This window comes from Campylobacter sp. RM12637, from assembly GCF_020137645.1.
Taxonomy (GTDB): domain Bacteria; phylum Campylobacterota; class Campylobacteria; order Campylobacterales; family Campylobacteraceae; genus Campylobacter_E.
The window spans coordinates 1-22,316 of record NZ_JACGAV010000021.1 but is presented as its reverse complement, the minus strand read 5'-3'; the positions used below and the strand labels follow the sequence as shown (position 1 = coordinate 22,316).

Sequence of the window (22,316 nt, the reverse complement as noted above, 5' to 3'; positions counted from 1 at the left end):
CTTCATTTTGATCTTGTAAATCATCTTTTACTTCTTCAAGGTTTTCTTCGTTGTCTATTTGCTCATCTTCATTTAGAAAAGCATTATTTTCTTTAATATTATCTTGCAAGTGCTTTTTATAATTTTGATAAGCATTTTTAGCAAAATGCACTAATTCTAATAGATTTTGCCTTTTTAATTCACTATCAAAAAGGCATTCTATATCGCTTAAAATCTGCTTAATATTTTCAGTATCGCCGTATTTTATAAAACCAAAATCCTTGCTAAATTTTGCAAAAACATCCAAACAAGCATTAAAATACTCATCATTTATATTTTTAGCCAATATATTTTCACTACTAAAAATAGCGGTTCTATAATTTCTAATATCTTCTATCATAGATTATCTCTCATAGTTTTTGCAATACTTAAAAGCTCTTCTTTATTATCCATACCAAGCTTTATGCTAAACCCTAAGAAAATATTTTCATAAGTTCCGCTGTTTAATTCTACACTTTCAAGCTTGTCGCATACAGCATTAAAGCCCATTTTTATAAAGCTTATATCGTTTGATTTAAGTGGGATTTTTTCTATGATTTTATTATCTTTAGCCAAAAAAACACTATTCATATCTAATTTAAAACTAATATCACCTAACTCATTTACGCTAAAAGCATTACTAGGATTAAAGATTAAATCAAGCTTTTTATTAAGCACATCTGAATGCACTGCTAGATAAAAAGTGCTTAAACCACTATCATTTGGGATACTTTTAATATCAGGAAATTTACTAACTAGCATTGAGTTTATGTATTTATAAAATTCACTATTTAGCTCTATGCTCTTATTTGCGTTTTTCAAAAACTCACTTTTAGTGTATTTATCAATAATATCACTGACTGATTTTATATCATCTAAATTAGTCCAAAAACAATGCTTCAAAAGCTCTAAATCCTCGCAAATCACCTCATCTCTACCGCTTAAATAAACGCTAGTTTTTATTATCTTAATAGCCTTTAAAAGCCTTCTTTCGCTTACATCTATTTCAATCTTTGCTAGCTCTTTTTTGATATCAATTATCGCGTCTATTACTTCTTTACCAAGCCTTACCTTAAGAGAATTTTCTTTTATCATTTTTAATTCATCTAGGCTAAAAGCATTTGCAATATCTACATTTGCACCTTGCTCATTACCATTTAAAAGCTTTGTTAAATCTCTTTTTTGAGTAAGTCTTGGCACTACAAGTCTCATTAAAAACCTATCATATAATGCTTCTAATCCTTCTCCTTCATCAGGAAATTCATTACTTGCAGCAATAAGTCCAAGTAGTGGCACATCTATTATATCTTTGCCATTTTTATAGATTTTTTCATTTATTATCGTTAAAAGCGTGTTGAGTATTGCAGGTGAGCTTTTCCAAATCTCATCTAAAAACACCACATTAGAAGTTGGCAAAAAGCCTTCAATTTGGCGTTTTAGCTCATCGTTTTTAAGTGAAGTTAAAGATAGCGGTCCAAAAACTTCTTCAGGAGTGCTAAATCTATTCATAAGATATTCAAAATAATTTGCGTCTTTAAAAATATTGCTAATTCTTCTTGCTACAAGGCTTTTTGCAGTTCCTGGAGGTCCATAGTAAAATACACTCTCACCTGCTAAAAAGCATAAAATACTAAGATTTATAATATCATCTTTGCCAACAAGCCCAAGGCTTAAATCCTTTTTCATTTTCAAAATGCGTTCTTTCATTTTTTATCCTTTTTTATAAAATGTAAAAGGATTGTAGCAAATGGGTAGTCCTGATTATGTCCATATAGAATTTTTTAAAAAAATTTTAGGAATTTTATAAATTAAAATTCCTAAATGAAATTATTTTAAGTATTTTAAACATACTCCTGAATAAAATGCAGCGGCATTAACTAAAGTATCATCATCATAAATATATCTAGGGTCGTGTAGATAATAATCATTCTTATTTAAAATAAAGGCATAAGCACCTTTGCAATGCTCTAACATAAAAGAAAAATCTTCGCTACCCATTAATGGCTCGTGAAATTCATCACAATTTTGCTCTCCAAATAATTCACACGCTACACCAAAAGCTAATTTTTGCGCTTCATCATCATTAATTGTAGCTGCTCCTATTTGAATAAATTCAAGCTCAACTTTTACCTTAAAAAGTAACTCGCAAGATTTAGCAATATTGTTTAATTGCTCTATTATCGTATTTCTATCATCATTATTAAAGGTTCTAATATTAGCAAGTAATAATGCCTTATCTTGTAAGATATTAAAGCTAGTTTCATTTCCACTTAGAGCTGCTCCAAATGTTATAACAGCTTGATTTTTAGCTGCTATATTTCTAGCAGTTACAAATCCCGCTTGGGTTATAAAATGAGCCATCGCACCCATTATATCACTAGCTTTTTCAGGAGCACTACCATGCCCACCAACTCCACTAATATTTACCCTAAGTGCGTCAGCTCCTGCCATCATAGCCCCACGCTTAAGACAAAATAATTTATTAGTTTTACTTGGGATATTGTGATAACCAAATATAAAATCACTCTTAAATCTAGTAAATAAATTATCATCAATCATAGCTTTAGCACCGCCTCTACCTTCTTCAGCAGGTTGAAAGACAAAATTAATAGTGCCATCAAATTCACTCTTACTTAAATATTTAGCCGCTAATAATAAACTCGCCGTATGTCCATCATGCCCACAAGCGTGCATTAAACCTTCATTCTTAGAAGCATAGCTTACTCCACTAGCTTCGTTTATTACAAGTGCATCCATATCAGCTCTTAAAGCTATACTTTTATTTGAATTACCTTTCTTTAAAACCCCAACAACTCCTGTTACGCCTACATTTTCATAAACTTCTACGCCAAATTCTCTTAATTTGTTCGCAACTAACTTTGCTGTTTTAAATTCTTTTAATCCTAGTTCAGGATTTTCGTGAATACATTTTCTAATCTCTATAAACTCGCTTGAAAGTTTTTTAATCTCTTCTATCATTTTAACTCCTTTTTCATTTCTTTAAATTCTTGTGCCAAAAACTTTGCTGTATAGCTTTTATCAGCGTATTTTTTAGCAAGTTCTAATGGATTACCTGTCGCAATTATCTTACCACCCCTAAAACCGCCTTCAGGACCCATATCTATAATATAATCAGCGTTTTTGATTAAATCCAAATTATGCTCAATTACAAAAACACTATTTCCAGCATCTACTAAATGCTGCAACACTTTTACTAATTTTTGCGTATCTGCAAAATGAAGCCCCGTAGTTGGTTCATCAAGTAAATAAAGTGTATTTCCTGTATCACTTCTGCTTAATTCTTTAGATATTTTTATCCTTTGAGCTTCCCCACCACTTAAGGTTGTAGCGTTTTGACCTAAGGTTATATAATCAAGCCCTACATCCATTAAGGTCTTTAATTTTTGCTTAATCTTAGGGTGTTTTGCAAAAAACTCATAAGCTTCTGCTACACTCATTTCTAAAACATCAGCTATATTTTTGTCTTTATATTTAATCTCTAGTGTTTGATGGTTGTATCTTTTACCCCCACAAGCATCACAGGTAATATTTACATCGGGTAAAAAGTGCATAGAGATTTTAAGCTCACCTTCTCCGCTACATTTTTCACACCTTCCACCTGCAACATTGAAGCTAAAGCGACCGATTTTATATCCTCTAATCTGTGCTTCAGGAACATTTGCAAATAAATTCCTAATCTCATCCATAAGCCCTGTATATGTTGCTGGATTGCTTCTTGGAGTTTTTCCTATTGGACTTTGATCTAGAAAAATTACTTTGTCTAATTTATCAAGACCTTTGTATGTAATATCATTAATTACTGCTTTTGCTCTATTTAGATTTGCTCTTGCAATTGGTAGAAGTGAATGCAGCATTAATGAGCTTTTACCACTACCGCTTACTCCTGTTACACAAACTAAATTCCTAAGTGGGAATTTCACACTTAAATCCTTTATATTGTTTTGATTAATTCCGCTTAATTCTAAATATTCATCACTCTTTCTAGCCTTATAAAGGTCTATGTCTTTTTTACGATTTATATACAATGCAGTTTCGCATTTGCTTTTAAGCAATTCTTTATAAGTGCCATTAAAGATAATCTCCCCACCACTAGTTCCAGCCCTAGGTCCAATCTCAACGATTACATCAGCACTCTCAATTGTCTTTCTATCGTGTTCTACTACTATTAGAGTATTTCCTTTAGCCTGCAAGCTTTTTAGAGTATTTATTAGTTTTTGTGTATCTCTTTCGTGAAGACCTATGCTAGGCTCATCTAATACATATAAAACCCCGCTTAATCCACTTCCAATTTGAGAAGCAATCCTAATTCTTTGAGCTTCTCCACCACTAATTGTCCTTGCATCTCTACCTAGTGTTAAATACCCCAAGCCAACATCATTTAAGAAAAATAATCTTTCATTAATTTCTTTAATAATAGGATAAGATATTTCATAATCTTGCTTATTTAAATTATTAAAATTCTCTATTTTAAAAAATTCGCAAATCTCTTCAATAGGTATGCTAATAACTTCTGCTATGCTTTTACCATTTACTAACACAGCTAAGCTTTGCTCGTTTAGTCTAAAGCCTTTACAAGATGGGCAGGTTTTTTCTGTTATGTATTCGTTAAAATCTTTATCATCTTTTAAGATTTCATAACTTATCTTAATAGCTCCATCAAAAGTTTTTTTGATATTATGTTTATTCCATAAAAAGCTAAATTCCGTAGCACTTCCGTATAAAATAAGCTTTTTTTGATATTCACTTAATTCTTCATAAGGCTTATTTGTAGGGATTTTTTCTGCTTCACAAAATGCTAAAAGTAACTTTGAATAATAACTTTTATTAAAGCCCATCATAGTGCGAACTGCACCATCTTCTATACTTCTTTCATAATTTATAATTTTTTCTTGGTCAATACTCATTCTAATGCCTAAACCATCACATAAAGAACAAGCTCCTTTAGGGCTATTAAATGAAAAGCTTAAAGGCTCAAGTTTATTAAATGAAATTTTGCATTTAAAACAAGCATTATGAAGCGAATAATGAATATTTTTATTACTTTCTAATAATTCTAACTCACACTCACCATAACTTAAACTTAAAGCTTTTTCAACAGCTTGAGCTAAACGACTTTTATTATCATCACTAATTCTTAGCCTATCAACTACTAATTTAATAGTATGCTTTTTAGTTTTAGCTAATTCTATTGGCTCATCTAGTCGTGTTAGTGTGCCGTTTATTAAAATATTTATAAAACCTTGAGCTTTTAGGCTTTCAAGAAGTGGTGCGAATGTGCCTTTTTTTTCTTTAACTAAAGGAGCTAAAATCATTGCCTTTTCGCTAAATTTTGCCATTTCGTTTATTATATCTTCTGTATCCATTTTATTGATTTTTTCTCCACATTTATGACAATGCTGAACTCCAATTTTTGAATACAAAAGTCTTAAATAATCATATATTTCAGTAATTGTTCCAACGGTTGAGCGTGGGTTTTTGCTAGTTGATTTTTGATCAATTGCAATAGCAGGGGTTAAGCCTTCTATTTTTTCTACATTTGGTTTTCTAAATTTATCTAAAAATTGCCTAGCATAAGCACTAAGACTTTCTATATAACGGCGTTGTCCTTCTGCATAAAGCGTATCAAAAGCTAAAGTAGATTTTCCACTACCACTAAGCCCTGTAAAAACTATTAATTTATTTTTAGGTAGTGTTAGGCTTATATTTTTTAAGTTATTTTCACTTGCGTTTATAACTTGAATTTCATTATTCATTAAATACTCCGTGTTGTTTTAGAACTTCTATTATTGATAAAGTCAATACAAACAATAAAAATCCTATGAAAAGTTTTTTTTGCGTATTATTGCTAATTTTATGAAACAGCCAATTACCAACCCAAACTCCAGGCAAACTTGAAATAGCAATTATTGCACCAGCAGTATAATCAACATGATTTGTAATTGCCATAGAAACAAAAGCAGCACTTCCAGCAAAAGCTACAAAAAGACCACTAAATGAAGCAGCTTTTTTAATATTAAAATTACAAATTGCAACTAAAGCAGGCGTGAGTAATGCTCCACCACCTATCCCACCACTTGTAGCAATTGCACCTATTATTAAACCTACGAAAAATTGTAATAATTTTGAATTCTTTTCAGGCTCAATTGGATTTGCAGGAGTAAAATAAAGTTTAACAATAGCCCAAATAATTAAAAAACAAATAATATAAGCAATCATTAAATTACTTGCAAATTTCATAATAAAACCAACGCTAAAACCACCAACTAAACCACCTAAAGCAGGATATAAAGCATTTTTTACTTGCAATGTGCCTTTTTTATAATTTAAATATGAATTATAAAAAGATGAAAAAACCATTTGCATAACGCTAATTCCAACAGCAATCTTAGGTGAATACCCAACAAAAGTTGTCATAATAGGCACAACAGCAGTCCCACCACCTATTGCAAAAAGCCCTGCAGTAAAACCAACTAAAAGCCCATCTAAAATAAAAATAATATAAGTAAGTAATGTGTATTCTTCTATCATAAAAAACTCCTAAGGCGTAATCTTAATTAACTTAGCTTACACTTTTCTTTCTTATAATAATTAAAACTTATTTAAGGAAAGATTAATGCTTGATACAATTGATTATTCAGTTAAACATTTTTTTAAACATATTTTAAGAAGTAAATTAGAAACCACAAATTCTTTAGATGAAGCTGAATATTATGGTGCTAGTATTTGTTTAGGAGATAATGTAAAAGAATTATTTTGTTATTTAATATTTAAAAAAGAAAGCTTACAAGCTCTTGCTTCAAGATTATTAGGCGATGATGATAAGATGAGTGAAGATGATTATTGTGATTTATGCAAAGAAGTAGCAAATCAAATCATAGGTTATGCAAAAAGATTATTAGCTGATGCTTATGATGATTATTCAATTAGTGTGCCTGAATATTTAGGAAGGGTAAGTGATTTTAAATTAGGCTTTACTCACGAGTTTTTTTATAAACTAGAAAATAATACCTTTTGCGTTGGTATAGTAGAGAAGAAAAAATAATGCAAACACAAGAGCAACCTACTAGAATTCTAAATGCAACTTATGAAGAATTGCTAGATGTTAGCGTAGATTTTATAAGTGAGTTAGGAACTACACAACTTAGCGTTAGAGAATTTTTAGAACTTGGAATTGGCTCTGTTATTGATTTAGAAAAACCAGCAGGTGAGAGTGTAGAACTTTATGTAAATAATAGAATTTTTGGTAAAGGCGAAGTAATGGTTTATGAAAGAAATTTAGCAATTCGTATAAATGAAATACTAAGCTCAAAAACCGTTATTCAATATTTTAAAAAAGAGTTGTGATGAAAAAAATAATCTTGCTACTAATTAGTTTAAATCTTTTTGCGAACAATATCATAAATTATAATATTTATAAAAGAGATGATAGGATTGATGTTATGCTAAGCTTTGATTCTCCATATAACGCAAAAGATGGAGATATTAGAATATTAAGTGGAAGCGATTATGTAGGCGTAGTATTAAATAATGTTAAAATTTCTGAAAGAAATTCTCAAATATTAAATATGCCTTACGCAGAACAATTATTAATGTATCCATTAGGCGAAAGCACGGTTTTAGAATTTAAAACAAAAGAAAAAATAAATGTCATTCCTGCACTTACAAAAGATGATGGTTTTGGGCTTAGAATTAGAGTTATGCCAAAAACCACAAACCAAGTGCAAAATAATGAAATAAAATATGCAGAAGATAATAATATAGATAGTAAATTGTATTCAATGATAAGTGTTTTAGCAATATTAGTTTTGATATTAATATTTGTAAAAAGACAACTTGCAAAAAAAGGAAAAATATCTAATTTAAATTCTAAGCAAAAAGTTGCTAGTTTTTTAAATATTAATGAAAATCAAGCCGTAGTAATTTGTGAAAAACAACTTGATAAAGATAACAAATTCATAGTTATTGATTATGAAAATTCAAGATACAAATTAATAATAGGAAATACAAATATTTGGCTTGATGCACCTAATCAAACTGAAGAGAATTTTGAAAGTTATTTTGAAGAAAACAAACAAAAATTACAAAATATGATAAAGCAAAATGCTCTTAATTCATATAAAGAAAAAATAAGTAAAATATAAGGAGTTAAAATGAGAAATAGAAATAAAAAAACAAAAATAACAATATTTTTTTCAATAATTATAGTTGTTGTATTGGCAAGTTTTATTGCTTTTTCAAATACTTTTGAAAGAATTGCTCCTAATATTTCTTTAGACAACAACCAAGAAGATACAATTTATTGGAATGCTAGAGATAAAATAAATTTAAAAGTTGAAGATAATTTAGGACTAAAAAATTTAAAAGTTGAATTTAGTAAAGATAACGAAGAAACAAAAAATATATTAATAAATAAAACTTTAAATGGTAAAGAATTTAATGTTGAATTAGACCTTCCAAAACCAAAATTTAATGAAAAATTAGATAAATACACAATATATATTAAAGCTAATGATAAAAGTTTGTGGAATTGGTTTGGTGGAAATGTAAGCGAAAAAATAATTAATGTTATAGTAGATAATAAAAAACCTCAAGTAAGCGTAATAGCTAATTCATACAATATAACTCAAGGCGGTGCTGCTAGCGTTGTATTTTACGCACAAGATGATAATCTAACTGATTTATATATAGAAGTTAATAATAGAATTTTCAAAGTTGCTCCTTTTATGAAAGATGATTATTACATAGCTTTAATTGCTTGGGACTTAAGAGATGGAGATGAATTTGAAGCTAGAATTGTTGCAAAAGATAAAGCAAATAATATAATTAAAGAAAGAATTCCATACTATTACTCAAATAAAAAATATAGAGTTTCACATATTGAAGTAGGAGACGCTTTCATTGATGGTAAAATTAGAGATTTGTATGAAGCAAATTCTGATAATTCTTTAAGCGATAGAGCTTTAATATTTGACTTTGTGAATGCAAAATTAAGACAAGAAAATGAAAAATTAATTCATAAAGTTACACAAGTAGTAAGCAATGAATTAGTGACTGATTTTAAACTAAATGCGTTTTTACCACTAAAAAATGGTATGAAAGTTGCAGATTTTGGTGACCATAGATATTACAAATATAATGGAAATCAAATTAGTGAAAGCTATCATATGGGACTTGATTTAGCAAGTACAAAAATGGCACCTATTGTGTTAGGAAATGATGGTAAAATAGTTTTTGCACAAGATAATGGAATTTATGGATTAAATTTAATAATTGATCATGGTTTAGGTCTTTATACTTTATATGGACACTGCACTAAAAAAAATGTAGAAATTGGCGATATAGTTAATGCTAAAAGCACTATAGCTAATACAGGAACAAGTGGTTTAGCATTAGGGGATCATTTACATTTTGGTGTTTTGGTTCAAGGTGTTGAGGTAAGACCAGAAGAGTGGATGGATACTAAGTGGCTTAATGATAATATATTTGGAATTATCAAAAAAGCAAAAGAAGTTATAAACAAAAAATAAGGGAAAAAAATGTTACAAACTACAATAGCTAAAGAAGTAACAAATGTTGGAATTGGACTACATAAAGGTAGTGCTATTAAGATAAAATTTAGCCCACTAGGTGCTAATAGTGGAGTGGTATTTCATAGAACAGATATTAATAAATTTTACGAAGCAAATTATAAAAGCGTAATCAATACTCAAATGGCTACGGTAATTGGAGATAAAGATGGTTATATATCTACAATTGAGCATTTAATGAGTGCTGTTAGCTCTTATGGAATTGATAATTTATTAATAAGTATTGATGCAAATGAAGCACCTGTTTTAGATGGTTCAGCGGCTGGTTTTTGTGCTATGCTTGATGAAGCAGGTATTAAACAACTTGACGCTAAAAAACAAATATTTGTTGTTAAAAAAGAAATAAAAGTTCAAGAAGGAGATAAATTTGCAAGTCTTAGTCCTACAAATGCTCCTACTTATGATTTTACTATAAACTTTAAGCACCCATCAATTAATACTCAAAACTATATTTACAAGGCTAATAAACAAAATTTCATAAATGAAATTGCAAGTGCTAGGACTTTTGGGTTTTTAAAAGATGTTGAGTATTTAAAATCAAAAGGATTAGCATTAGGTGGTAGTTTAGAAAACGCTGTTGTTTTAGATGATAATGGCATATTAAATCCTGAAGGATTAAGATTTAGTAATGAATTTGTAAGACATAAAATCCTTGATGCGATTGGTGATTTATATATGTTAGGTAAAGCAACTTTTGCTAACTATAAAGCTTACGCAAGTAGCCACGATTTAAATCATAAACTAACTCTTGAATTGCTAAACAATCCAAATTCTTATGAATTAGTAACTCTTAGTGATGATACAAACAAAGATTTATTAAAGGCATTCACATTAAACTTTTAGTAGTGCCTATGGCAAATCTCATTGGAATATATGATGATAATAATTTGTTAAAAGAAGAAATCAAAATCATAAATAAAACCAGTGAAGATTTGCCAAAAATTATGCAAGAACTATTAAATAAATATAATTTTAGCGAATTAGCCTACGCTAATGGACCAGGCTCATATATGTCTTTAAAAATTGTTTATGTATTTTTAAGCACAATTGCCCTTGTTAAAAACATACCATTAAAAGCAATTAGTGGTTTTACATTTACAAAGAATAATTTAATAAAAGCTAATAACAACTTATATTTTACCCTTGCTGATGATAAAATCAAATTAATTAAAAATGATAATTTTAAAGATGAGTTTTTTATACCAAATGAGTATAATTTCAAATTCTTAGAAAGTAATTTACCAAATTATTTTTTACCTGCTATTTAGGAATATAAATGAGAAACGAAATATGTTTAAAATCACCTGCTACTAGTGCGAATTTAGGTGCTGGATTTGATTGTCTAGGACTTGCTTTAGACTTTTATAATGAAACAATAATTAAAAGAAATAATTTTTTTAAAATATCTATTAAGGGTGAAGGTGAAGATAATCCTTATCTTAAAAAACATAATTTATTTATTACCATTTTTAATGAAACTTACATAAAGCTAACTGGTAAAAAAGACTTATTTAGCTTTAATTTCATAAACAATATTCCTTTAAGTCGTGGATTGGGTAGTTCTAGCTCTATAATTGTAGGAGCAATTGCTAGTGCTTATTATCTAGCAGGACTTGAAGTTAATAAAGATACCATATTAAACAACGCCTTAATATACGAAAATCATCCTGATAATATTAGCCCTGCGGCACTTGGTGGATTTGTTTGTTCGGTAGTTGATAAGGATAATGTAAAATATATAAAAACTGATATTTCTAGTGATGTTAAAGCAGTAGTTTGTATCCCAAATAAACAAATCTCAACAAATGTTAGTCGTTCGGCTTTACCTAAGCATTTAAGCCTTGCTGATACTAGCTTTAATATAAGCAGAAGCTCACTTACAACTGCAGCTTTTATGAGTAAAAATTATGAAATGTTAAAGATTGCAAGTTTTGACAAGCTTCACGAAAATCGTAGAATGAAAGCTGTTCCTGAATTATTTAAAGTGCGTGAATTGGCTCGTAAAAATGGTGCATTAATGAGTAATTTAAGCGGTTCTGGTTCAACTTTTTTTAATCTATGTTATAAAGATGATGCAAACAAACTAAAAACCATACTAGAAAATAATTTTCCTAATATGAAAGTATTAGAGCTTAATTTCAATAATCAAGGAATAATAATAAGCTAATTTTGCTTATTTAAATATTCCTTAGCTTTATATAAAATATCCTTATCTAAAACCTCATCAAAATACTTAAAGCTAATTCCGTGCTGAACATCTCCATCTATTAAATCCCCGCTTTTTCGGTTTTCTAAGTCAATTTCGGCTATTTTAAATCCATCTAAGGTATTAGCAAATTTAATCAATCTATCACTAAATTCAAACTTACTAAGCAAATAACAATAGCTCTTAACCCCATTTCTTCCTACTCTTCCACGAAGTTGATGAAGTGTAGATAAGCCGTATCGCTCTGGTGCAACGATTACAATTATGCTTAATCTTGGCAGTGAAATTCCAACTTCTACTATAGTAGTGCTTAATAATACATTTCCATTTTCAGCAAATTGCAATAATATATTATCCTTTTCTTTATCCTTGCCGTGCGTATAATAAACTTTATCAAAATTCTTCTCATAAAAGCTAATAACACTCTCAAGTGGTTTATAAGATGAGCTTTTACTCTCTTCTATTAAAGGATAAACTATTATTGCTTGATGGTTTTGTTTATTTTCGCTTTTTATGTGATTAAATAATTCATTGCTATTTGCTATTGTGATTAGTTTTGTTTCTATTTCTTTTTTGAATGGTAGTTCTTTTATGAAAGAATAGCTGTAAATATCACTATGAATTAATGCGGTTGTTCTAGGTATTGGCGTAGCTGAAAACTCTATATAATGCGGATTTTCTTTATCATTTGTAGCTAAATCTTTAAGCTTCATTCTTTGCTTAGCTCCAAATCGTTGTTGCTCATCAACCATAACTAAAGTAGCATCATCTAAACTAGCCCATAAAAGTGCGTGAGTGCCTATTACAAAATTTGCTTCTTTTAATTCATCTTGCATTAATTTAGTCTTGCTTGATACAAAATGCAATATCTTTAAAAACCCTGGCAAAAGTCTTTTAGCTTCATTATAAAGTTGTTGGGCTAAAACGCTTGTTGGTGCCATTAAAACCACTTTTTTAGGATAACACATAAGCGCTGCTGCAAAAATCACTAAGCTTTTTCCACAACCAACATCTCCCATTACTATTCTAATTTTATGATGAATACTTTCAAGGTCATTTTTAATATCATTTATCGCATTTATCTGGTCGCTTGTCGGCTTAAAAGGTAGAGATTTTAACCATTTGTTTATATCAAAAGTTTTAATTTTTTTGTATAAAGTATCGTTTTTATAAGTTTCGTTAAGTCTTTTTATGTGATGGTAAATCTCAACGAATTTTAAGCATTCGTTTAATTCTTTTGAATTAAGCAATTTCATTGCTTCTTGGCTATTTTCTTTCATAATTAATAGCAATTTTATATGCTCATCTAATAAATTAAATTCTTTTAAAGCTTCATAAGTTAAATATTTATTTTTTATCTTACAAATCTCTTTATCACTTACACCTTTTATCAAATAATTAGCAGTGATTTCTCCACTATCTTTAATGATTTTTGGATTAATAAATTGCAAAAGTCCTGCAAAATCGCCTAATTTCCCATAAATAATTAGCTCTTTATTTATAGCAAAAAGTGCATTATGAAAAGGTCTTAAATTAAATATAGTAATAGTGCATTCACACTCCCAATTATATGAATACGCAATTATACTAAGCCTTTTGCCTGGTAGTTGTTTTTTAGATTTTATTATAACTTTTGTGCAATTTAGCTCATTTAATATAGGCTCATTATTTAATCTTAAATCATCAAATTTTTTAGGCATTAAAAGAGCTAATTCAACTATATCTTTACAAGATAATTTTTCTAAATCCTTATTCATTATTACCTATTACATAAAAACTAAGCTCGGTAATACTTTTTTGATTTTTTAAAAAATCATTACAAGTTTTAAGCTCTAAATCTTTAATTATCTTTGTAATTTCTCTTAATTCGCCTTGTTTTAAATCACTAAAACACTCGCTACTTGCAATGCTATGACGATTTTGAGTGGTTGAGTATTTTAAAATCTCACTACCTACTAAAAAATCTTTAGCCTTTTTAAACTCATCTTCACTTATTCCAAATTCTACTAATTTTTTAAACTCTTCTTGAACTATTTTTATAGCTTCTTTTTTGCTTTCATTTTTTGTTTGTAAATAGCCTGAAATAAGATAATTTTTCTTAAACGCTACTAAAAACGCAAAAGCCGAATAAGCTAAGCCCCTTTTTACTCTGATTTCTTCGGTAATTCTTGAGCCAAATCCACCGCCTAAAACATAAATAGCAAGACTTATAATAGCTCTTTCATAAATGCTTTTAATCTCTACGCTGCTTATAAACCTAACAAAAGCTTGTGATATTTCTTTGCTTTCTTCTTTATAAAAACTCTCATTTGTTTTTAATTTTTCATAAGAACTTTGCTTATTGTTTAAAAGTTTTTTAACTTTACTAATATCATCTAAATTTGCACTAATTACTATCTTATTTGCTTGATTTTTAAGGTTTAAAATATAATTTTTAAATTCTTTTTCATCTAAAGCTTCAAAATCGCCAAATTTATCATTTTTAAAATCATTTTTAAAATAATTCTCATATAATTTCATCTTTGCTAAATTATCGTAATCTTGAATATGGATTAAAAAATAATTTTTTATTTTGTTTTTGATTAATTCAAAATTAGTAATTTCGGTATTTAAAAGCATATTATTAAAAGCATTTAAGCAATTATCAAGCTCTTTTTTAAGACAAACTATATCAAATGTAAAATCAAAATAATTAGCACTAGCACTAATATTAATTGCACTTTGCTCTAATTTTATATAAAACTCATCATCTAAACTCTCATTGTAAAAAAACTCAGCTGCCATAGCATTAGCATTATGAAAAATCCTTCCATAATTAGGATAGCTAATACTAATATATACTAAATCATCATTGGTTTTTAAATGCACAAAATTATTCATTGTAGTATTCCAAAATATTATATGCTGTATCTCTTTTAGCTGGATTTTCGCCTAAATCACGGATTAATTCTATCATTTGCTGTTCATTCATTCTATATTTTGCACCTGCTGCTGCAACAACATTTTCTTCCATCATAGTCGAGCCTAAGTCATTTGCGCCAAATTTTAATGCGAGTTGCCCTACTGCACTTCCTTGAGTAACCCAAGAGCTTTGAATGTTTGCAAAATTATCTAAATATATTCTAGAAATTGCTAATAATCTTAAATATCTATTAGAACTTGCATTCATTAAATGTGGATTTTCAGCCTTTAATCTAGTGTTTTTACCTTGAAAACTCCATAAAATAAAAGCTCTAAAGCCACCTGTTATATCTTGAAGATTTCTTAAATAGTCTAAATGCTCAATTATTTCTTCATCGCTTTCAACATGCCCAAACATCATAGTTGCACTACTAAGTAAGCCTAATTCATGAGCTTCTTTATGAATTCTTAGCCAAGTAGCAGTATCGCATTTACTAGGTGCTACCATATCTCTTACTCTATCGCTTAAAATCTCTGCACCTGCTCCAGGGATAGAAAATAGCCCACAATCGCTCATTCTTTTTAATACTTCTTTAGTGCTAATTTTGCTAATTTTTGCAATATATTCAATCTCAACTGCACTAAAGCCGTGAATTGTAATGCTAGGATAATTTGTGCTTATATATCTTAATAAATCTTCATACCAAGTAATATCAAGTTTTGGATGAACCCCACCTTGAAATAATATTTGAGTGCCACCAATTGCTAATAATTCTTCAATCTTTTGTCCGATTTGCTCGTATGTTAAAATATAACTATCGCTATCCTTTGCGTGGCGATAAAAAGCACAGAATTTACAATCAACTAAACAAATATTTGTGTAATTAATATTTCTATCTACTACAAAAGTAGTAAGTTTGCTTGGATGAAGCTTATTTTTTACTGCATAAGCAATCTGACCTAAAGTAGCTAAATCAGAATTTCTTAATAAATTAAGTGCTTGTTCTTTAGTAATTCTTGGGACTATTCCTTTTGGTGCATAAGGATTTTCCCAATCTTTATGGATATTAAATGCTGAAGTTTTATAATTTGTATTTATTTTTTTACTTAATAATGCTGCGTTCATATTGTCCTTACTTTATATAATTTATTAATGAGCCAAGACGCTCTATTCTACATTCAATCTTATCGCCACTTTTTAAAAATTTAGGCGGATTAAAGCCCATTCCAACGCCACTTGGAGTGCCTGTGCTAATGATAGTTCCAGCCTTTAAACAAGTGTAATTTGATAATTCTTTTAAGATATAAGGAATATCAAAAATTAATAAATTAGTATTAGAACTTTGTCTTAATTCATCATTTACAAAACATTCTATTTTTAAATTACTTGCTTCTTTTATACTAAGACTTGTATTTATAAAACTACCAAACGGGCAAGAATTAGCTAAACTTTTTCCCATATACCATTGCTTATGTTTGTTTTGAATTGCCCTATCGCTAATATCATTTAAAATGGTATATCCTAAAATATAATCATCAAAATCACTTGTATCATCTAATTTATAAGCGTCTTTTCTAAGTATAAATGCAAGTTCGCATTCATAGTCTAATTTTTCGCCACTAATATCTAAAATATCAAATGGATTAGAAAACTCATTTACTCTTTTTGCAAAATAAACAGCTTCTTCTCTTTTGCCATCAAACTCAATTCCTTTAAATTTATAGCTTTCTTTTGCGTGTTCTAAATAATTTATCCCTAAGCATATAATATCTTGATAAGGAGATTTGATTGGAGATAATAACTTAACTTCGCTAAGCATAAAAGCATCTTCAATCAATTCTAATCTATCAAAATAAGAAGAATAATTTTTAAAATAACCCACCTTATTATTATCGCCTAAATTCCCATGATAAACTACATTATCTTTCATAAATCTAATCAATTTCATACTAACCCCTTTTTACTAGATTTTCTAAAATATATTGCTCTAATTTAGTCTTAGGTATGCTAAGTTCATTTGCTTTATTATAAATTTCAACAACAATTGCGTTGTATTTTTCATATTCAAAATGCGATAAATGTATTTGCCACGCTGCTTTTATTTGTCTAAGACTTGCTATTTTTCTTGTATAAATCTTAAAAATATCAAAACATATAAAAATAGCAGAAGTTACAAATACAGCACTAATTAAACTAAAATGAAAGTCAATTTTTTCAAATAAAAAATGAGTAGCAATAGTTAATGGTGTAAGCACGATTAAGCACAATATAAAATATATAAAATAAGTATTAAAATAATTAAACTTAAAATGTAATTTCGCTGGGTCAATTAACATTCCTTCATTATAAAGGCTATTTGCTTCTATTAAATCTAAAAATTTTACAGGCTCGTTTGAGAATTTAAAAAGCTTATTAATTAGTAATTCTTTCATTTCAATCCTTAAAAATTTCATTATATTTTAACGCTGCTAAATCAAAAAATTCTTTAGCTTTTTCATCTCCTAAAGATTTTTGAACGCACTCTTCAAATTCTGGTAAAAGTTTTAATAATTTATCTTTTAATTCATCGCTAGGCAAAGTCTTTATGGTATTTAAAACAGATACTAAAGCTAAGGCTTTTTCTTTATCATTTTCAGGCATTAAACTTGCGTATTTATTAAATATTTCTTCTAAATTATCGCACAATAATGCACATTTTTCGTTTTCATTATGAATTAGGCTTAAAACTTCTTCTTGAGTAAAATTAGCTGTATTTTTTTCTTCTTTTCTTACAAAATCTCCATGTTTATCAAGCTCTTTAAAAACCTTTTTTAAAATAGTTACGAAAAACAATACTATAAAAATTATACCTATTACATAAATTCCAACTTCATTCATAGTCTATTTCCTTTTTTAAACACATTATCATAAACGCTTAAAGCTACTGCTATAAAAATTATAATAAATGATATTAATTTATGTTGATTTATTGGCTCATTGTATAAAAAAATAGCAACTAAAAAAGAAATTATCGGGCAAATATATTGCATATATGAAAGTAATGTTAAGCTTAATTTTTGCGTAGCATAATTGTATCCTAACATAGGTAGCAAGGTTACAAGCCCACTAAGTGCAAGTAATACTCCTAAATAATCAATATCAAAATGAGCTAAATTCGTTGGGATAGAAAATAAAAATATTAAAGCAAAAGGAGTGATTAATAATGTTTCTAAGAAAAACCCATAAACGCTACTTACATAAACTTTTTTACGAATAATCGTATAAAAATTAACTAAGAGCGCTAAAGTAATTGATAATATAGGTAAAGCTCCTAAAGTAATTACTTCAAATAAACACGCAAAAATCACTAAACTAACACTAATAATTCCTAATTTACTCATATTTTCTTTTAAAAATACTTTTGCAAAAATTATCCCAAATAATGGACTTAAAAAATATCCTAAAGAAGTTTCTAAAATCAAATTCTTTTGAATCATATAAATATAAAGACCCCAATCTCCACTAATTAAAGCACCACAAATAAAAAGATTAAAAGCCATTTTTAAAGATTTTAATTCTTGTAAGGCTTTTTTAAATTGCCCTATAATTATTAAAAATATTGCTAAAAATATAACCGACCAAACTATCCTATGCGACATTACTACAAAGGCATCTAATGTATCAAGTTGTTTGTAAAAAATAGGCACTAAACCCCAAAATACAAAAACAACAAAAGCTACAAAAAATCCATAATTCATAAAAATTTTTCCTTAAAATGTAAAACTTATCTCATATAATCATAATTTACTAAATTAAAAAAAGGAGAAACGATGAATTGGTCGCTAGATTCATATAAAAATTATAAAGCTCTTCAGCAACCAAACTATGAAAACAAGGAAGAATTAGAAAATGTAGTAAATGAATTAAAATCGTATCCACCTTTAATATTTGCTATGGAAGCAAATGAATTAAAAAACGAATTAGCAGCAGTTTGTAAAGGAGATGCGTTTTTATTACAAGGTGGTGATTGTGCTGAAAGTTTTAATGATTTTAGTGCAAATAATATCCGTGATATGTTTAAATTATTTTTGCAAATGGCATTAGTTTTGCAATTTGGTGGGTCAAAAAAAGTAGTAAAAATTGCTCGTATGGCAGGACAATTTGCAAAGCCTAGAAGCTCTGATTTTGAGAATAAAGATGGTATAAGCTTACCAAGTTATCGTGGAGATATTATAAATGATTGTGAGTTTTGCGAAAGTGCAAGAGTTCCAAAAGCTAAAAAAATGCTAAAAGCTTATATGCAAAGCTCTGCTACGCTTAATTTACTTCGTGCATTTAGTGTAGGTGGACTTGCCGATTTAGCCCAAGTGCATAAATGGAATTTAGGTTTCGTAAGACGCGCTGATATTGATGATAAATACGCACTTTTAACTCAAAGATTAACAGAAGCACTTGATTTTTTTAAGGCTTGTGGAATAACTAGCTTAAATGATGCTAGATTGCACGAAACAAAAATCTACACAAGCCACGAAGCCTTGCTTTTACCTTACGAAGAAGCACTTACTAGAATAGATAGCTTAAGTGGAGCTTATTATGATTGTTCAGCTCATATGCTATGGATTGGCGAGAGAACTCGTGGGCTTGATGATGCTCATGTGCATTTTTTAAGCGGAGTTAAAAATCCAATAGGTGTTAAAATAGGACCTAGTGCTAGTGCTAGTGATATATTAGCCTTAGCTGATAAGCTAAATCCACAAGATGAAGCAGGAAGATTAAATATAATCATTAGAATGGGTGCTAGTAAGATTAAAAATCTTGAAAATATCTTTAAAGAATTAAGCAAAGAGCAAAGAAATATAATCTATAGCATAGACCCAATGCACGGCAATACTCAAAGCGTAAATGGCTATAAGACTAGAAAATTTGATGATATTTTAGATGAAGTTAAAAATTTCTGGCATATTGCAAGAGCTAATAATATAATTCCTGGTGGGGTTCATTTTGAAATGACAGGACAAAATGTAACCGAATGTTTAGGCGGAAGCGTAGGAGTTAGCGAAAGCGATTTAGCAAGACGCTATGAGACCCAATGCGATCCTAGATTAAATGCAGACCAAGCATTAGAACTTGCATTTTTAATAGCTGAATTAATGAAGCAAAAATGAAAAACATTGTTTTAATCGGTTTTATGGGCTGCGGTAAAAGCACAACTGCAAGAAGGCTTAGTAAGATTATTAAAAAAGAAGTAGTAGATACTGATAGCATAATAAAACAAAGAACTGGGCTTGAGATTAAAGAGATTTTTGAGCGTTATGGAGAAGAATATTTTAGGAATTTAGAAAAAGAATTAAGAGATGAATTAGCCACAAAAAGTGATTTAATCATCTCTTGTGGCGGTGGTTTTGCTAATTTACAAGATTTAAGAAAATTAGGTTTTGTAGTGTTTTTAGACCTTAGTTTTTACAAAATCGCAACAAGGCTTAAAAACGATACTAAACGCCCATTATTTGATGAAAAGGCGAAATTGCTTTATGATAAAAGAATGCCACTTTATAATAACGCTTGTGATATAAAAGTAAATATTTTAAATCTAAAAGCAAGAGAACTTGCTAAGATTTTAGAATTTTTCTTAGGCACTAATATCACAAATGATGTTAGAAAAGCCTTTATAAAACCTAGCCTAAATAGAAAAATAAATCGCAAAATTAAACCTATAAAAACTGATAAGTTTAAATTAAACCCAATAAGAGCTAATTAACTTAGCTCTTATTATCGCTTCCCCATTTACACATCATATTAAGAATTGGTATTAATGATTTTCCTTTATTGCTTAGGCTATATTCAACCTTAGGTGGGATTTGCGGATATTCGGTGCGTATTATTAAATCATCTTGCTCTAATTCTTTTAATGCCTTTGTTAAACTCTTAAAAGAAATTCCAATAAGCATTCTTTTAAGCTCATTATATCTTATAATCTCATTGATTGATAAAAGATACAAAATACTCATTTTATATTTTCCTGAAATTAGGTTTAGCGTATAATAAATTCCACATTTATTATAATCATTTTTTATTTTCATTACTCTCCTTTTGGTTAGTATCTAACAATTTTGTTCGTATTGACTTAAAATAAAGTAAAAATTATAATCTAATTTTATTTTTAAACAAGGAGAAATTATGAAAAATGTTTTATTAGTTAATGGTGCTAAAGCTTTTGCTAATGCAGGTGCAAGACTAAATGCAAGTTTGCAACAAGTTGCGTATGATACTTTAGTAGAAAATGGTTTTAATGTAGAACAAACCATAATTGATGATGGATATGATGTATTAGATGAAGTAGAAAAATATGTAAGAGCTGATATTATAATTTATCAAATTCCAGGATTTTGGATGAATGCACCTTGGATAGTATGGGAATATTTTTCAAAAGTTTTTGGAGCTGCTTTTGGTAAATTATGTGCTAGTGATGGAAGAAGTAGAAGTGATGCTAGTAAAAAATACGGCTCTGGTGGGCTTAGTCAAAATAAAAAATATATGCTATCTTGGACTTGGAATGCACCTGAAGAAGCATTTACTGATAAAGAGCAATTTTTTGGTGGTGTCGGTATTGATGGAGTTAGCTTAAATCTTCATAAAACTCATGAGTTTTTAGGTATGAGTGCACTTAAAACTTTTGCTTGTTATGATGTAGTAAAAGACCCGCAAGCAGAAAAATATTTTAAAGACTATAAAGAACATATCTTAAATGAAATAGTAAAAAAATAATATTTTGGATTTAGTTTTTCTAAATCCAAAATTAAAAAAATTTAAATTTATTTTAAATATTTTTAATAATTTTTTAATTTAAATTACAAGCAAATAATTTATATTGTTTTAAGTTCATATAACCTATAATCAAAATCTTAATCTAAATCAACAAACAAGGAAAAACTATGAAACTATCAACCAAAATTGCATTGTTTTCATTCATTGGAATTTTAATTAATTCTATAGTTTTAGTATCACTTCATAAATACTATGATAACTACTCTGTAAATTACACAAAACATACGGTAGAAGATGAAATTTTAACAGCTAAAAAACAGCAAGTTAAAGCTCTGGTAGAAAGTGTTATGAAGTATTCTGGTGCTATTTATGAAGAGTATAAAAATGATAATAACTTAAGTGAGTTTAAAAATAAACTACAAGATTATTTATCTAAAGTAAGATTTGGTAGAGCAAATAGTTATTACACCGTGTTTGATAAAGATGGAAACATATACTATCACCCATCTGCTTCTTGGATAAACAATAATAAATTTAACGAAAAAGACGCAAAAGGAATGTATTTCATACAAGAAATGATTAAGAGTGCTGATAATAATGATGGTTATATAAGATATTTTTATGAAGATTCAAATTCTAATAAAGTTACTGAAAAACTAGCATATACAGGTAAGGATAAAACAAGTGGGCTTTATTTTATGACTTGGTTATCTTGGGAGACAATTAGCAAAACTTCAATAGAAAAAGTATCAAAAGATACAGAAGAACAAAGCTATAATAATATGATTACTTTTATAATTACTACTGCACTTATAATAGTTGCGATTGTAAGCTTATC

General features: G+C 28.6%; 24 protein-coding genes. 11 read left to right on the top strand and 13 right to left on the bottom strand.

Annotated elements, in window-relative coordinates; genetic code table 11:
* The 5 genes from AVBRAN12637_RS08735 to AVBRAN12637_RS08715 all read right to left on the bottom strand — a co-directional run.
* A partial coding sequence (locus tag AVBRAN12637_RS08735; protein WP_336615724.1) for a hypothetical protein occupies nucleotides 1-379 on the bottom strand: 379 nt, incomplete at its 3' end.
* The gene (locus AVBRAN12637_RS08730) at nucleotides 376-1,725 is read right to left on the bottom strand and encodes an AAA family ATPase (protein WP_336614265.1); all 1,350 of its coding nucleotides are present in this window, start codon (nucleotides 1,723-1,725) and stop codon (nucleotides 376-378) included. The genes AVBRAN12637_RS08730 and AVBRAN12637_RS08735, both read right to left, overlap by 4 nt.
* A 120-nt stretch (nucleotides 1,726-1,845) precedes the next feature.
* A complete protein-coding gene (locus AVBRAN12637_RS08725) occupies nucleotides 1,846-2,997 on the bottom strand; it encodes a M20 metallopeptidase family protein (protein WP_336615723.1) in 1,152 nt (383 codons plus the stop codon).
* Nucleotides 2,994-5,792, bottom strand: coding sequence for an excinuclease ABC subunit UvrA (gene uvrA, locus AVBRAN12637_RS08720; protein WP_336615722.1), 2,799 nt, complete (start codon nucleotides 5,790-5,792; stop codon nucleotides 2,994-2,996). Before uvrA ends, AVBRAN12637_RS08725 begins: the two co-directional genes overlap by 4 nt.
* Nucleotides 5,785-6,567, bottom strand: a complete 783-nt coding sequence (locus AVBRAN12637_RS08715; RefSeq protein WP_214118121.1) for a sulfite exporter TauE/SafE family protein — start codon at nucleotides 6,565-6,567, stop codon at nucleotides 5,785-5,787. Before AVBRAN12637_RS08715 ends, uvrA begins: the two co-directional genes overlap by 8 nt.
* Nucleotides 6,568-6,652: 85 nt before the next feature.
* Here AVBRAN12637_RS08715 and AVBRAN12637_RS08710 point away from each other — a divergent pair, with 85 nt between their 5' ends.
* The 7 genes from AVBRAN12637_RS08710 to thrB are packed head-to-tail and all read left to right on the top strand — an operon-like array spanning nucleotide 6,653 to nucleotide 11,793.
* A complete protein-coding gene (locus tag AVBRAN12637_RS08710) occupies nucleotides 6,653-7,081 on the top strand; it encodes a chemotaxis protein CheX (RefSeq protein ID WP_214118123.1) in 429 nt (142 codons plus the stop codon).
* Nucleotides 7,081-7,383: a flagellar motor switch protein FliN gene (gene fliN / locus AVBRAN12637_RS08705; protein WP_214118125.1), complete on the top strand. Its 303-nt coding sequence runs from the start codon at nucleotides 7,081-7,083 to the stop codon at nucleotides 7,381-7,383. Before AVBRAN12637_RS08710 ends, fliN begins: the two co-directional genes overlap by 1 nt.
* Entirely contained in the window at nucleotides 7,383-8,180 is a 798-nt protein-coding gene (locus AVBRAN12637_RS08700; RefSeq protein ID WP_336615721.1) for a hypothetical protein, read from the top strand. The genes fliN and AVBRAN12637_RS08700 overlap by 1 nt, the downstream gene beginning before the upstream one ends.
* A 9-nt stretch (nucleotides 8,181-8,189) precedes the next feature.
* A complete protein-coding gene (locus AVBRAN12637_RS08695; protein WP_214118130.1) occupies nucleotides 8,190-9,566 on the top strand; it encodes a M23 family metallopeptidase in 1,377 nt (458 codons plus the stop codon).
* Nucleotides 9,567-9,575: 9 nt separating this feature from the next.
* Nucleotides 9,576-10,469, top strand: a complete 894-nt coding sequence (gene lpxC / locus AVBRAN12637_RS08690; RefSeq protein ID WP_214119904.1) for a UDP-3-O-acyl-N-acetylglucosamine deacetylase — start codon at nucleotides 9,576-9,578, stop codon at nucleotides 10,467-10,469.
* Between the two features lie 8 nt (nucleotides 10,470-10,477).
* Nucleotides 10,478-10,894, top strand: a complete 417-nt coding sequence (locus tag AVBRAN12637_RS08685) for a tRNA threonylcarbamoyladenosine biosynthesis protein TsaB (RefSeq protein ID WP_214119905.1) — start codon at nucleotides 10,478-10,480, stop codon at nucleotides 10,892-10,894.
* Between the two features lie 8 nt (nucleotides 10,895-10,902).
* Nucleotides 10,903-11,793 carry a homoserine kinase gene (thrB, locus tag AVBRAN12637_RS08680; protein WP_442862232.1) on the top strand — a complete coding sequence of 297 codons (891 nt, stop codon included), beginning with the start codon at nucleotides 10,903-10,905 and terminating at the stop codon, nucleotides 11,791-11,793.
* Here the strand turns inward: thrB and recG are convergent.
* From recG to rarD, 7 genes are read right to left on the bottom strand one after another with little or no spacing between them, the layout of a single operon-like run.
* Nucleotides 11,790-13,589 (bottom strand): ATP-dependent DNA helicase RecG, encoded by a 1,800-nt coding sequence (gene recG, locus AVBRAN12637_RS08675; protein WP_214119906.1) that lies wholly within the window; start codon nucleotides 13,587-13,589, stop codon nucleotides 11,790-11,792. The two genes, thrB and recG, sit on opposite strands and share 4 nt — an antisense overlap.
* Nucleotides 13,582-14,712, bottom strand: a complete 1,131-nt coding sequence (locus AVBRAN12637_RS08670; RefSeq protein WP_214150296.1) for a M16 family metallopeptidase — start codon at nucleotides 14,710-14,712, stop codon at nucleotides 13,582-13,584. Before AVBRAN12637_RS08670 ends, recG begins: the two co-directional genes overlap by 8 nt.
* Nucleotides 14,705-15,859, bottom strand: a complete 1,155-nt coding sequence (locus tag AVBRAN12637_RS08665) for a dehypoxanthine futalosine cyclase (protein WP_214118140.1) — start codon at nucleotides 15,857-15,859, stop codon at nucleotides 14,705-14,707. Before AVBRAN12637_RS08665 ends, AVBRAN12637_RS08670 begins: the two co-directional genes overlap by 8 nt.
* A 7-nt stretch (nucleotides 15,860-15,866) precedes the next feature.
* The gene (locus AVBRAN12637_RS08660) at nucleotides 15,867-16,682 is read right to left on the bottom strand and encodes a fumarylacetoacetate hydrolase family protein (RefSeq protein WP_214118142.1); all 816 of its coding nucleotides are present in this window, start codon (nucleotides 16,680-16,682) and stop codon (nucleotides 15,867-15,869) included.
* Between the two features lies 1 nt (nucleotide 16,683).
* The gene (locus AVBRAN12637_RS08655; RefSeq protein WP_214118144.1) at nucleotides 16,684-17,166 is read right to left on the bottom strand and encodes a hypothetical protein; all 483 of its coding nucleotides are present in this window, start codon (nucleotides 17,164-17,166) and stop codon (nucleotides 16,684-16,686) included.
* A gap of 1 nt (nucleotide 17,167) precedes the next feature.
* Nucleotides 17,168-17,611: a hypothetical protein gene (locus tag AVBRAN12637_RS08650; RefSeq protein WP_214118147.1), complete on the bottom strand. Its 444-nt coding sequence runs from the start codon at nucleotides 17,609-17,611 to the stop codon at nucleotides 17,168-17,170.
* Nucleotides 17,608-18,471: an EamA family transporter RarD gene (gene rarD / locus AVBRAN12637_RS08645; protein WP_214118148.1), complete on the bottom strand. Its 864-nt coding sequence runs from the start codon at nucleotides 18,469-18,471 to the stop codon at nucleotides 17,608-17,610. Before rarD ends, AVBRAN12637_RS08650 begins: the two co-directional genes overlap by 4 nt.
* Nucleotides 18,472-18,543: 72 nt before the next feature.
* Between rarD and AVBRAN12637_RS08640 the strand changes: the two genes are divergently transcribed.
* Nucleotides 18,544-19,878 carry a class II 3-deoxy-7-phosphoheptulonate synthase gene (locus AVBRAN12637_RS08640; protein ID WP_214119911.1) on the top strand — a complete coding sequence of 445 codons (1,335 nt, stop codon included), beginning with the start codon at nucleotides 18,544-18,546 and terminating at the stop codon, nucleotides 19,876-19,878.
* Nucleotides 19,875-20,471 (top strand): shikimate kinase, encoded by a 597-nt coding sequence (locus AVBRAN12637_RS08635; RefSeq protein ID WP_214118152.1) that lies wholly within the window; start codon nucleotides 19,875-19,877, stop codon nucleotides 20,469-20,471. The genes AVBRAN12637_RS08640 and AVBRAN12637_RS08635 overlap by 4 nt, the downstream gene beginning before the upstream one ends.
* Nucleotide 20,472: 1 nt before the next feature.
* On the opposite strand, the gene AVBRAN12637_RS08630 is transcribed toward AVBRAN12637_RS08635, so the two are convergent.
* Nucleotides 20,473-20,793 (bottom strand): winged helix-turn-helix transcriptional regulator, encoded by a 321-nt coding sequence (locus AVBRAN12637_RS08630; protein WP_336615720.1) that lies wholly within the window; start codon nucleotides 20,791-20,793, stop codon nucleotides 20,473-20,475.
* Between the two features lie 97 nt (nucleotides 20,794-20,890).
* On the opposite strand from AVBRAN12637_RS08630, the gene AVBRAN12637_RS08625 reads away from it, so the two are divergent.
* Both AVBRAN12637_RS08625 and AVBRAN12637_RS08620 read left to right on the top strand, forming a co-directional pair.
* Nucleotides 20,891-21,478 carry an NAD(P)H-dependent oxidoreductase gene (locus tag AVBRAN12637_RS08625; RefSeq protein ID WP_214150300.1) on the top strand — a complete coding sequence of 196 codons (588 nt, stop codon included), beginning with the start codon at nucleotides 20,891-20,893 and terminating at the stop codon, nucleotides 21,476-21,478.
* Nucleotides 21,479-21,645: 167 nt separating this feature from the next.
* Nucleotides 21,646-22,316: cache domain-containing protein (locus AVBRAN12637_RS08620; RefSeq protein ID WP_336615719.1), on the top strand; the 671-nt coding region annotated here is incomplete at its 3' end.

What these genes read in the sequence shown, in the direction of transcription:
- AVBRAN12637_RS08730 (WP_336614265.1), bottom strand. Translation starts at nt 1,725, where the DNA reads ATGAAAGAACGCATTTTGAAAATGAAAAAGGATTTAAGCCTTGGGCTT.
- AVBRAN12637_RS08725 (WP_336615723.1), bottom strand. Translation starts at nt 2,997, where the DNA reads ATGATAGAAGAGATTAAAAAACTTTCAAGCGAGTTTATAGAGATTAGA.
- uvrA (WP_336615722.1), bottom strand. Translation starts at nt 5,792, where the DNA reads ATGAATAATGAAATTCAAGTTATAAACGCAAGTGAAAATAACTTAAAA.
- AVBRAN12637_RS08715 (WP_214118121.1), bottom strand. Translation starts at nt 6,567, where the DNA reads ATGATAGAAGAATACACATTACTTACTTATATTATTTTTATTTTAGAT.
- AVBRAN12637_RS08710 (WP_214118123.1), top strand. Translation starts at nt 6,653, where the DNA reads ATGCTTGATACAATTGATTATTCAGTTAAACATTTTTTTAAACATATT.
- fliN (WP_214118125.1), top strand. Translation starts at nt 7,081, where the DNA reads ATGCAAACACAAGAGCAACCTACTAGAATTCTAAATGCAACTTATGAA.
- AVBRAN12637_RS08700 (WP_336615721.1), top strand. Translation starts at nt 7,383, where the DNA reads ATGAAAAAAATAATCTTGCTACTAATTAGTTTAAATCTTTTTGCGAAC.
- AVBRAN12637_RS08695 (WP_214118130.1), top strand. Translation starts at nt 8,190, where the DNA reads ATGAGAAATAGAAATAAAAAAACAAAAATAACAATATTTTTTTCAATA.
- lpxC (WP_214119904.1), top strand. Translation starts at nt 9,576, where the DNA reads ATGTTACAAACTACAATAGCTAAAGAAGTAACAAATGTTGGAATTGGA.
- AVBRAN12637_RS08685 (WP_214119905.1), top strand. Translation starts at nt 10,478, where the DNA reads ATGGCAAATCTCATTGGAATATATGATGATAATAATTTGTTAAAAGAA.
- thrB (WP_442862232.1), top strand. Translation starts at nt 10,903, where the DNA reads ATGAGAAACGAAATATGTTTAAAATCACCTGCTACTAGTGCGAATTTA.
- recG (WP_214119906.1), bottom strand. Translation starts at nt 13,589, where the DNA reads ATGAATAAGGATTTAGAAAAATTATCTTGTAAAGATATAGTTGAATTA.
- AVBRAN12637_RS08670 (WP_214150296.1), bottom strand. Translation starts at nt 14,712, where the DNA reads ATGAATAATTTTGTGCATTTAAAAACCAATGATGATTTAGTATATATT.
- AVBRAN12637_RS08665 (WP_214118140.1), bottom strand. Translation starts at nt 15,859, where the DNA reads ATGAACGCAGCATTATTAAGTAAAAAAATAAATACAAATTATAAAACT.
- AVBRAN12637_RS08660 (WP_214118142.1), bottom strand. Translation starts at nt 16,682, where the DNA reads ATGAAATTGATTAGATTTATGAAAGATAATGTAGTTTATCATGGGAAT.
- AVBRAN12637_RS08655 (WP_214118144.1), bottom strand. Translation starts at nt 17,166, where the DNA reads ATGAAAGAATTACTAATTAATAAGCTTTTTAAATTCTCAAACGAGCCT.
- AVBRAN12637_RS08650 (WP_214118147.1), bottom strand. Translation starts at nt 17,611, where the DNA reads ATGAATGAAGTTGGAATTTATGTAATAGGTATAATTTTTATAGTATTG.
- rarD (WP_214118148.1), bottom strand. Translation starts at nt 18,471, where the DNA reads ATGAATTATGGATTTTTTGTAGCTTTTGTTGTTTTTGTATTTTGGGGT.
- AVBRAN12637_RS08640 (WP_214119911.1), top strand. Translation starts at nt 18,544, where the DNA reads ATGAATTGGTCGCTAGATTCATATAAAAATTATAAAGCTCTTCAGCAA.
- AVBRAN12637_RS08635 (WP_214118152.1), top strand. Translation starts at nt 19,875, where the DNA reads ATGAAAAACATTGTTTTAATCGGTTTTATGGGCTGCGGTAAAAGCACA.
- AVBRAN12637_RS08630 (WP_336615720.1), bottom strand. Translation starts at nt 20,793, where the DNA reads ATGAAAATAAAAAATGATTATAATAAATGTGGAATTTATTATACGCTA.
- AVBRAN12637_RS08625 (WP_214150300.1), top strand. Translation starts at nt 20,891, where the DNA reads ATGAAAAATGTTTTATTAGTTAATGGTGCTAAAGCTTTTGCTAATGCA.